This is a genomic window from Brevundimonas abyssalis TAR-001 (genome assembly GCF_000466985.1).
In the GTDB taxonomy this organism is placed as follows: domain Bacteria; phylum Pseudomonadota; class Alphaproteobacteria; order Caulobacterales; family Caulobacteraceae; genus Brevundimonas; species Brevundimonas abyssalis.
The window spans coordinates 1-9936 of the sequence record NZ_BATC01000080.1 but is presented as its reverse complement, the minus strand read 5'-3'; the positions used below and the strand labels follow the sequence as shown (position 1 = coordinate 9936).

Genomic DNA, 9936 nt, shown 5'->3' with positions numbered 1-9936 from the left:
TGATTCCCGCCACCGCCGCCAGCCCGGCCGTGCGTCCCCGCGCCAGGGTGACCAGCGCCAGCCAGCCCATGTTCGGCCCCGGCGTCAGCTCCACCAGCACCATGGCCATCAGGAACGGCGCGATGATCGCGGGATCCAGCGGCAGGCTCATCGGCTCATCCCCGTCGCCACTTGGCCAGGTCGTCGAGGATTTCGGCCTCGATCTGGGCGCGGGTGAAGCCGGTCACGTCCTGACGGCGCCCCCCCTGGGCCTGAGCCGTCAGGCGCCATTCCACGCTGCGCCGGTCCTCGGGCGCCTCCAGCGGCGACAGGGCGGGCAGGGGCCGGGACGCGGCGGTCAGCCGCCAGGTGAAGTCGGCCCAGCCGGGATGGTGCACGGTCAGCGCCGCCCCGTCCTCGAGGGTGGTCACCTCGGCGGTCTCCATGCCTTCGGCCGTCAGGGCGGCGGCGGCCGCCTGCATGGCCGGCAGGCCATGCCGCTCGATCTGGCGGTCGATGTCCCGGCGACGGGCGGGGGCCATCATGCGCTTGACCCGCTCGGCCAGCGGCGGCTGCTCGGTGTCGATCTCGCGCCCGGCGGCGTCGGCGGACATCTGCCGCACCAGCCCGGCGGTCAGCAGGATCATGATCACCGCGAACGGCAGGGCGGCCACAAGGGTCGCGGCCTGCAGCGCCCCCAGTCCCCCTGCCAGCAGCAACAACGCCGCCGCCAGCCCCTCCATGGAACACCAGTAGATCCGCTGCCAGCGGGGCGTGTCGTCCGCGCCGCCGGACGCGATGGTGTCGATCACCAGCGAGCCGGAGTCCGCGCTGGTCACGAAGAACACAGCCACCAGAATGACCGCCAGGGTCGAGGTGATGGCCGTGCCCGGCAGATACTCAAAGAACTGGAACAGGGCCGTGGACAGGTCCGTCTGCACCGCCTGGGTGATGGCTCCGGCCGCCACGCCCATGTCCAGGGCGATGGCCGTGTTGCCGAAGACGGTCATCCACAGGAAGGTGAAACCGGTGGGCACCAGCAGCACCCCGGCGGCGAACTGGCGCACCGTGCGGCCGCGCGAGATGCGGGCGATGAACATGCCCACGAAGGGCGACCAGGCGATCCACCAGGCCCAGTAGAACAGGGTCCAGTCGGCCATCCAGCCGCGCGGCTCATAGGCGTAGAGGTTGAAGGTCCGCTGGAAGAACTGGTCCAGATACAGGCCGAAATTCTGCACGAAGGCCTTCAGCAGGAACCCGGTCGGCCCTGCGATCAGCACGAACAGCATCAGCCCCACGGCGATGGTCAGGTTCAGCTCCGACAGCCGTCGCACGCCCCGGTCCAGCCCGGTCAGCACCGAGACCATGGCCGCCCCCATGACCACGGCGATCAGCCCCACCTGCACCCAGGCGTTGGACGGCAGGCCGGTCAGATAGGTCAGCCCGCTGTTGATCTGGGCCACGCCCAGCCCCAGCGAGGTGGCGATGCCGAACAGGGTGCCGCAGATGGCGAAGATGTCCACCGCGTCCCCGATGGGCCCGTTGATGCGCCGGCCCAGCAGCGGGTGCAGCCCCGAGCGCAGGGTCAGGGGCAGGCCCTTGCGGTGCGCGAAATAGGCCAGGCTCAGCCCCACCACCGCATAGACGGCCCAGGCGTGCACGCCCCAGTGGATGAAGGTGATGACCATGCCCTCGCGGGCGGCGGCGAAGGTGCCGGGCTCGGCCTCGGGCGGGGCGGCGTAGTGCTGCACCGGCTCGGCCACGGCGAAATACATCAGGCCGATGCCCATGCCCGCGGCGAACAGCATGGCCAGCCACGACAGATAGGGGAAATCCGGCTCGCAGTCGTCCGGCCCCAGCTTCAGCTTGCCGGTGGGGCCGATGGCCAGCCACAGCACCATCAGCAGGAACCCCGCCACCGAGGCCACATAGAACCAGCCGAAGGTGGCGATCACCCAGTCCTGGGCGTGGCCGAAGGCGTAGTCCGAGGCGCCCGGCGCGATCAGGGCGGCGGCGAGCAGGGCGCCGATGATCAGGCTGGCCCCCCAGAACACGCGCGGATTCATCTTTGACTTCAGCATGGAAGCGAAGCGTAGCGGCGTCGTGGCGGTTCCGCGACCCCTTGCGTTGCGAAATCGCCACACCCACTTCCAGCGTGACCGCTCATGGCGTCGCTTTCCGAAGGGCGCCGAAGGGCTCACTATCCGCCTGTAGCAGGGGACAACCGCCGTGAACCTCGACCTCTATTCCGACCGCGCCAAGACCGCGATCCAGTCCGCCCAGAGCCTCGCCCTGGCCCGCCGCCACCAGCAGTTCGCGCCCGAGCATCTGCTCAAGGTGCTGCTGGAGGAGCGCGACGGCCTGGCCCGCAATCTGATCACCGCCGCCGGCGGCGACGCGGCCAAGGCCGAGCAAGCCGTCGAGACCGCCCTCAGCAAGCGGGCCCAAGTCTCCGGCGGCTCGGGCCAGCTGTATCTGGACGGCGACACCGCCCGGGTCTTCGCCGCCGCCGAGAACGCGGCGAAAAAGGCCGGTGACCAGTTCGTCACCACGGAACGCGTCCTGCACGCCATCGCCAAGGAGGGCGGGGTCGCCGCCACCGTGCTGGCCTCGGTGGGCGCCACGCCGGACGCCCTGAACGACGCCATCAACGAGCTGCGCAAGGGCAAGACCGCCGACTCCGCCGCCGCCGAGGACGCCTATGACGCCCTCAAGCGCTACGCCCGCGACCTGACCCAGGCCGCCCGCGACGGCAAGGTGGATCCGGTCATCGGCCGCGACGAGGAGATCCGCCGCACCATCCAGGTCCTCGCCCGCCGCACCAAGAACAACCCCGTCCTGATCGGCGAGCCCGGCGTCGGCAAGACCGCCATCATCGAGGGCCTCGCCCTGCGCATCGTCAACGGCGACGTGCCGGAATCCCTCAAGGACAAGAAGGTGCTGGCCCTGGACATGGGCGCCCTCATCGCCGGGGCGAAATACCGGGGCGAGTTCGAGGAGCGGCTCAAGGCCGTGCTGAACGAGGTCACCGCCGCCGAGGGCCAGATCGTCCTGTTCATCGACGAGATGCATACGCTGGTCGGCGCCGGAAAGACCGACGGGGCCATGGACGCCTCCAACCTGCTCAAACCCGCCCTGGCGCGCGGCGAGCTGCACTGCGTCGGCGCCACCACCCTGGACGAATACCGCAAGCACGTGGAGAAGGACGCCGCCCTGGCCCGCCGCTTCCAGCCGGTGTTCGTGGACGAGCCCAGCGTCGAGGACACCGTCTCGATCCTGCGCGGCCTCAAGGAGAAGTACGAGGTCCACCACGGGGTGCGCATCGCCGACGGCGCCATCGTCGCCGCCGCCACCCTGTCCAACCGCTACATCACCGACCGCTTCCTGCCCGACAAGGCCATCGACCTGATCGACGAGGCCGCGTCGCGCGTGCGCATGGCCGTGGACTCCAAGCCCGAGGCCCTGGACGAGATCGACCGCCGTCTGGTCCAGCTCAAGATCGAGCGCGAGGCCCTCAAGAAGGAGACCGATCAGGCCTCCAAGGCCCGCCTCGAAAAGCTGGACGAGGAGATCGACGGCCTGCAGGCCGAGTCCGACGACCTCACCGCCCGCTGGAAGGCGGAGAAGGACAAGGTCGGCCAGTCCGCCCAGCTGCGCGAGACCCTCGACCGCCTGCGCAATGAGCTGGCCGCCGCCCAGCGCGCCGGCGACCTGGCCCGCGCCTCGGAGATCGCCTACGGCCAGATCCCCGGCATCGAGAAGCAACTGGCCGAGGCCGAGGCCAACGAGGCCGACGCCTCCGGCCCCCTCACGCCGGAAGTGGTCGACGCCGCCCAGATCGCCGCCGTGGTCTCCCGCTGGACCGGGGTGCCGGTGGACAAGATGCTGGAGGGCGAGCGCGAAAAGCTGCTGTCCATGGAGGACGCCCTGCGCAACCGCGTGGTGGGTCAGGACGAGGCCCTGGCCGCCGTCTCCGACGCCGTACGCCGCGCCCGCGCCGGCCTCAACGACCCCAACCGCCCGCTGGGCAGCTTCCTGTTCCTGGGCCCCACGGGCGTGGGCAAGACCGAGCTGACGAAAGCACTCGCGGAGTTCCTGTTCGACGACGACGCCGCCATCACCCGGCTGGACATGTCCGAATACATGGAGAAGCACAGCGTCTCCCGCCTGATCGGCGCCCCTCCGGGCTATGTGGGCTATGACGAGGGCGGCGCCCTGACCGAGGCGGTGCGTCGGCGCCCCTATCAGGTGGTCCTGTTCGACGAGGTGGAGAAGGCCCACCCCGACGTGTTCAACGTGCTGCTGCAGGTGCTGGACGACGGCCGCCTGACCGACGGTCAGGGCCGCACCATCGACTTCCGCAACACCCTGATCATCATGACCTCCAACCTGGGGTCCGAGTATCTGTCGCAACAGGGCGAGGGCGACGACGTGGAGGCCGTGCGCCCGCTGGTCATGGAGGCCGTGCGCGGCCATTTCCGGCCCGAGTTCCTCAACCGCATCGACGAGATCGTGCTGTTCCAGCGCCTCGGCCGCGACCAGATGGCCGGCATCGTCCGCATCCAGCTGGGCCGCTTCGAGAAACTGCTGGCCGACCGCCGCCTGACCCTGTCCATCGACGACGCGGCGTTGGCCTGGCTCGCCGACCGCGGCTACGACCCGACGTATGGGGCCCGCCCCCTGAAGCGCGTCATCCAGAAGGACCTGGTCGACCCCATCGCGAGAAAGCTGCTCGCCGGCGAGATCGAGGACGGCGGAGTCATCGCGGTGTCAGCGGGCAGCGACGGTCTGACCATAGGAAAAGCCCAGGTCCACTAGGACCTGGGCCACCCAGGAATCGTCATCCCGGCCGAAGCGCAACGGAGCGCCGGGACGGGAAGGCGGTGGGGGATTAGGGGACGCGGGGCTGATCCTGACCCGGTGGTTGGATAAGCCGTCGCCGGAAAATTTGTTCGCAGGCCAGCTGCGTCCGCCCACACAATCATTCAAACAAACACGCTTGACACCGCTTGATTCGTGGAGCAAAGGGGTTGCCATGAAAAAGCTTCGCCTTAAATCCGGCCAGTTCGAAATCGAGCTCGAGAGCGACGACCTCAAGGGTGATCTTGAGATCATTTTTCAAGCCGTCCCATTTCTATCAGATAATCCGAGCGGAAAGGCAGAATCTCGGCCGCCGCAGACAGCAGGATTTGCGCCCGCCGAGGCTGAGCAGGATCCAGCCCTCTCACAGGGCATCAACTCCTACGTCGCAAAACTCAGAGCGGGCAGCGCTCGCGAAATGATGCGTGCCGCCTCCTATCATCTCACGTTTAATGACGGTCTTGATGAGTTTACAAAAGAAGAACTGTACGCTCGATGCAAGCAAGCCCGTGATTGGAAGGCCGACCATTCAAATCAGCAAGCAATAAATCTCCACAGAATGGTTAAGTCCGGAGAACTTACAGAGCGCGTAGGGGGTAAGTACTGTGTTCCGTCTAAGAAATTGGAAGAAGCCAAATCAGTGCTGCTGAATGACTAAACTTGCCTCCGATCTTGCGTCGCGTCGACGAACCAACACCGCCAAAGCATACATCCTTTTGGATGCAGCAGGTGGCACTTCCACGACAGGTGACTTGATCGCGCTCGCAAAGGCTAATGGGTGTCGGAGTGCAGCGAGATGGAATCTTGCTTCAATATTTTCGAGAAACCCAGAACGTGTCGCCAGAATGCAAGAAGGTTGGAGACTACTTGCCGATGGATATGCCTATCTGCAAACCCAAGGTTACGAACCAACGTCTCTAGCGCAAGGCTCCTCTGCGGCACACAATGAGGATAAATCGCTCCATATTGTCATTGGGCATGGCCGATCTCCGCTTTGGAAGGATCTGAAGGAGTGGCTCCAGGATGGGTATGACTGCACGGTGCATGAGTTCAATAGTCAGTCGATAGCCGGCGTCTCGACCAAGGAGCGCTTGGAGGCGCTCCTTGACTTGGCTGATGTGGCGTTTCTTGTGATGACGGCCGAAGATGAGCAAGCAGACGGCACGGTGCGTGCGCGTATGAATGTCGTGCACGAGGCTGGCCTGTTTCAGGGACGCTTAGGCTTTAAGAATGCGCCCATCCTCCTCGAGGACGGTTGCGAGGAGTTTAGCAACATCGCTGGGATTGGGCAGATCAGGTTTCCGACGAACGATCTCAACCCGGCCTTCCGGGAACTCGCCAAATATCTCAAGAATCAGCAGCCGCGCTTGCGTGCTTGAAGTAGGATAGAGCTAGGCCAACCGCCCCAGAAGAAAGTCCTGCCACGCTGCATAAACTACGCCCTCCGGTGCTCTAACGCGCTCATTTGACGTACCATAAGCGGATAGATGCCTGAGCAAAATCTGCTCCATCTGATAGGCCGGTGCGCCGTTCGGCCAAGTATGAGTGAGTACGACCTCCCAGCACTCACCATCCAACACCTCGCTCGGGACTGAAAAGTTGAGTGCCTGCCGACGCAGCAAGACGTTCTGACTTATACCGATCTTCCAGCAGGTCGATTTTCCGAAGCGCATCAGGTAGGTCGCGGTCGGCCCGTCTTCTCTGGCCACCAGTGCGGACCACTCGGATGGCGGTGGCCCCGGCTGTCCGGGGCTAGTGGCGTCCAGTTTCGGTTTCGCGGAGTGAAGCCTCTGCTGTTTAAGCGCCGCCGCCGAGGGGGGAAGGTCGACTTCCTCAATCTCCAACTCAAGGATTCGAGCCACTTCGTCGCTCGAAAGCTTGTCGGTTCCGGTAATGGCCGCGCTCGTCAATTGGCGGCCGATCACATCGCGAATGCGTGGCTTGTCGGGAAAGAGCCACGCGCGCGCTGCGGGCACCGCGTGCGGCCATTTGAAGACGCCATTCTCAAACAGGCGGTCCGGCAGTTCGGTGCCTGGCGGTATGAGGTCTTCAGCGTTCATTGGCGAACGAACAAACTCTATCAGGCCGAGGGCCCGTCCACGGCTTTCCTCAACTGTCGGCTCCCCCTGCGTGCCAACAGCCAGAATGAGGTCACCGGGCCGGCTGCGGGCGATCAATGCATCGCGGCTTCCCGCGTGTGTGAAGCCCGCAAAGGGGTGCCCGGTTGGATCGAAGCCCCAGAACCAAGTGCCGAACACTTGTGGCTCCCCTCGGTCCGCCGAGTATGCCGCATAGGCTTCCGCAGGGACGCGTGCACGGAGACGGTTGCCGACATTCATCCGTTGCTGACCTGGGTTCAGATCTGGGTAGTCGCCGCGCGCGTCTACGCCGTACTCGGCTGCCAGCGTGTAGAGACGATCAAGATCAAGTCGACCGTCCGCGCCCCTCGTTCGATCAGCAAGCCAAAGATTGAAGGGACTCTGGGCGGTGCGTTCTGTCCAGTGCGCCCGTTGCTCACGACTGATTTCCATTGACCGCCTCCTGCCTACACTTCCACTCTAGACGCGCATTGCGTCAACGGCGGACGTACGCTCGGCGCGATAATGGACTTCACGCCCGACCACCGCCCCACTTCCGCCCCAAGCGTGACACCCCCGCAACCTTCTGAAATCACGCCGTTTCATGACGGCGATTTAACTGAGGAGGTCGCCGTTCTGCTGCTATCGGCGAGGATGATCGGACCCTGTGAGTCCGAAGGGGCCCGACACCATGATCCGACTGAAAACCCTCCTGCTCACCGGCGCGGCCGTGGCCCTCATCGGCGCCCCCGCCTACGCCCCGGCCCATGCCCAGACCGCCCCGGCCGAACCGGCCCCGCAACCGGCCCCCGCCGACGCGCCCGCCGACGATCAGCGCCCGAGGACGAAGACCCCACCACGGTCGAGGCGATCGTGGTCACCACCGACCCCACCGCCATCCGCACCTCCATCGACTCCACCAGCTACAGCCTGGCCAACGACCTGCAGGCCACCACCGGCAGCCTGGCGGACGCCCTGCGCAACATCCCGTCGGTGGACGTGGACCCCCAGGGCGGCGTGTCGCTGCGCGGCGACTCCAACGTCACCATCTTGGTGGACGGGCGTCCCTCCGGCATCCTGTCCGGCCCGGGCCGGGCCCAGGCCCTGCTCCAGCTGCCGGCGGACCAGTACGCCCGCATCGAGGTCATGACCAACCCGTCCGCCGCCTACAGCCCGGAAGGCTCCGGCGGGGTCATCAACCTGATCACCCGGCCCACCGCCCCGCGCGCCGGGGTCCAGAGCACCGGCTCTGTGCGCCTCAATGTGGGCGACGACGGCCGCTGGAACGCGGGGCTCAGCGGCTCGCGCCAGAAGGACGACCTGACCCTGTCGGGCGATCTCAGCTACCGCACCGACCCCAACACCTTCTCGTTCCTGCGCACGCGCGAACAGCTGGATCCCGTCACCGGCGCGGTGGTCTCGACCACCACCACCGACCAGACCATGGACATGGACCAGAGCGGCGCCTTCGGCCGCTTCACCGCCGAATACCGCCTGACCGACCGCACCAGCGTGACCGGCGAACTGCGCGGTGTGGCCTTCAGCGGCGAGGGCCTGAACAGCGCCCTGTACCAGACCCGCGACGCCGGCGGCGCCCTGACCGGCGCCTACAGTCGCGACGCCGACGTGGACTTCGACTTCACCAATTTCGGCGGCACGGCCCGCGTGGTGCACCGCTTCGACGATGCGGGCCATGAATGGTCCAACGAGCTGCGCTACGACGCCAACGGCAACGAGAACAGCGGCCTGGCCGTCAGCCGGTTCGCCACCCCCGCCGCCCCGGACGTGTACGAGCGGACCCTCCAGGACAACGACCAGACCACCCTGGGCTTCACCAGCGCCTATGTGCGGCCCTTCACCGAAGCCGGCCAGATGCGCCTCGGCTACGAGCTGAACCAGCAGCGCCCGGAGCAGGACGTGGTCTTCGCCCGCGGCCCGTCCGAGGCCGGCCTGGCCGTGATCCCCGGTCTCAGCAACCGCTTCGAGGGCCGCCAGACGGTCCACGCCGTGTACGGAACCTACGAGCGCCCCCTCAGCGAGAAGCTGTCGGCCCAGTGGGGCCTGCGTCTGGAGCAGGCGGACATCCGCATCGACGACCTGACCGGCGGCGTCTCGGCGTCCCAGGACTATTTCCGCGCCTATCCCTCGGCGCACGTCCAGTACCAGCTCACCGACGACCAGACCCTGCGCGCCAGCTATTCGCGCCGCATCCAGCGGCCGCAACTGGCCCAGCTGAACCCCTTCGTGTCCTATCAGGACCCCCAGAACCTGCGCTCGGGCAATCCCGATCTGGAGCCCCAGGAGACCGACGCCTTCGAGGTCATGTGGCAGATGCGCAAGAACCAGACCTTCTATCAGGCCACGGTCTATGTGCGTGACACCGACGGCGCCTTCACCGAGGCGGTCACCGATATCGGCGGCGGCGTCCTGCTGACCCGGCCCGAGAACCTGGGCTCGCGCCTGGACATGGGGCTGGAGCTGACCGCCAGCGGACGCCTGCACCCCACCCTGCGCTACAACGGCAGCCTCAACGTCTTCCGCCAGCAGATCGACTCCGCCGGCATTCCGGGCGGCGGCGACCGCGAGGCGACCCTGGCCAGCGGCCGCGTCAGCCTGAACTGGCAGCCGACCGAGAAGGATTTCCTGCAGGTGTCCGGCTTCTGGCAGGGCGAGACCCTGCTGGCCCAGGGCACGCGCGAGGCCGGCGGCATGCTCAACATCGGCTACCGCCGCAAGCTGACCGACAAGCTGTCGCTGAACATCACCGGCCGCGACGTGCTGAACAGCTTCAGCAACGACACGGTGTACGAGACCCCGCAGTTCCGCGAGCGGTTCGAGCAGGACATCCGCCTGCGCGCCTTCTACATCGGCCTCAGCTACAGCTTCGGCTCCGGCCCCCGCCGCCAGCCCGAACAGTTCGACTTCTCGACGTCCCCCACGGGGGGCTGAGCGGGGCGGGGGGCTAGTCGTCCCCCCGCTTCCTCCCTGTCCATTCTTCTGTTCCGCTCATCCCCGCGAA

At 66.6% G+C, this 9936-nt stretch carries 6 protein-coding genes; 4 read left to right on the top strand and 2 right to left on the bottom strand.

Annotated features, from left to right (window positions below):
- Positions 1-155 precede the first annotated feature (155 nt).
- Entirely contained in the window at positions 156-2060 is a 1905-nt protein-coding gene (locus tag MBEBAB_RS13760) for a BCCT family transporter (protein ID WP_045319406.1), read from the bottom strand.
- A gap of 148 nt (positions 2061-2208) precedes the next feature.
- Between MBEBAB_RS13760 and clpB the strand changes: the two genes are divergently transcribed.
- The 3 genes from clpB to MBEBAB_RS15880 all read left to right on the top strand — a co-directional run bounded on the left by clpB (position 2209) and on the right by MBEBAB_RS15880 (position 6218).
- The gene (clpB, locus tag MBEBAB_RS13755) at positions 2209-4797 is read left to right on the top strand and encodes an ATP-dependent chaperone ClpB (protein WP_021698594.1); all 2589 of its coding nucleotides are present in this window, start codon (positions 2209-2211) and stop codon (positions 4795-4797) included.
- A gap of 217 nt (positions 4798-5014) precedes the next feature.
- Positions 5015-5497 (top strand): hypothetical protein, encoded by a 483-nt coding sequence (locus tag MBEBAB_RS16350; RefSeq protein WP_148291568.1) that lies wholly within the window; start codon positions 5015-5017, stop codon positions 5495-5497.
- Positions 5490-6218, top strand: coding sequence for a TIR domain-containing protein (locus tag MBEBAB_RS15880; RefSeq protein WP_081703546.1), 729 nt, complete (start codon positions 5490-5492; stop codon positions 6216-6218). Before MBEBAB_RS16350 ends, MBEBAB_RS15880 begins: the two co-directional genes overlap by 8 nt.
- A 12-nt stretch (positions 6219-6230) precedes the next feature.
- Here the strand turns inward: MBEBAB_RS15880 and MBEBAB_RS13745 are convergent, their stop codons facing one another.
- Positions 6231-7370 carry a hypothetical protein gene (locus MBEBAB_RS13745; protein ID WP_148291567.1) on the bottom strand — a complete coding sequence of 380 codons (1140 nt, stop codon included), beginning with the start codon at positions 7368-7370 and terminating at the stop codon, positions 6231-6233.
- 420 nt (positions 7371-7790) lie between these two features.
- On the opposite strand from MBEBAB_RS13745, the gene MBEBAB_RS13740 reads away from it, so the two are divergent.
- On the top strand, positions 7791-9866 hold the full coding sequence (locus tag MBEBAB_RS13740; RefSeq protein ID WP_021698591.1) for an outer membrane beta-barrel family protein: 2076 nt from the start codon (positions 7791-7793) through the stop codon (positions 9864-9866).
- Positions 9867-9936: the final 70 nt, after the last annotated feature.

Coding starts and splice junctions, on each gene's coding strand:
- MBEBAB_RS15880 (WP_081703546.1), top strand. CDS start 5,490: ATGACTAAACTTGCCTCCGATCTTGCGTCGCGTCGACGAACCAACACC.
- MBEBAB_RS13760 (WP_045319406.1), bottom strand. CDS start 2,060: ATGCTGAAGTCAAAGATGAATCCGCGCGTGTTCTGGGGGGCCAGCCTG.
- MBEBAB_RS13745 (WP_148291567.1), bottom strand. CDS start 7,370: ATGGAAATCAGTCGTGAGCAACGGGCGCACTGGACAGAACGCACCGCC.
- MBEBAB_RS16350 (WP_148291568.1), top strand. CDS start 5,015: ATGAAAAAGCTTCGCCTTAAATCCGGCCAGTTCGAAATCGAGCTCGAG.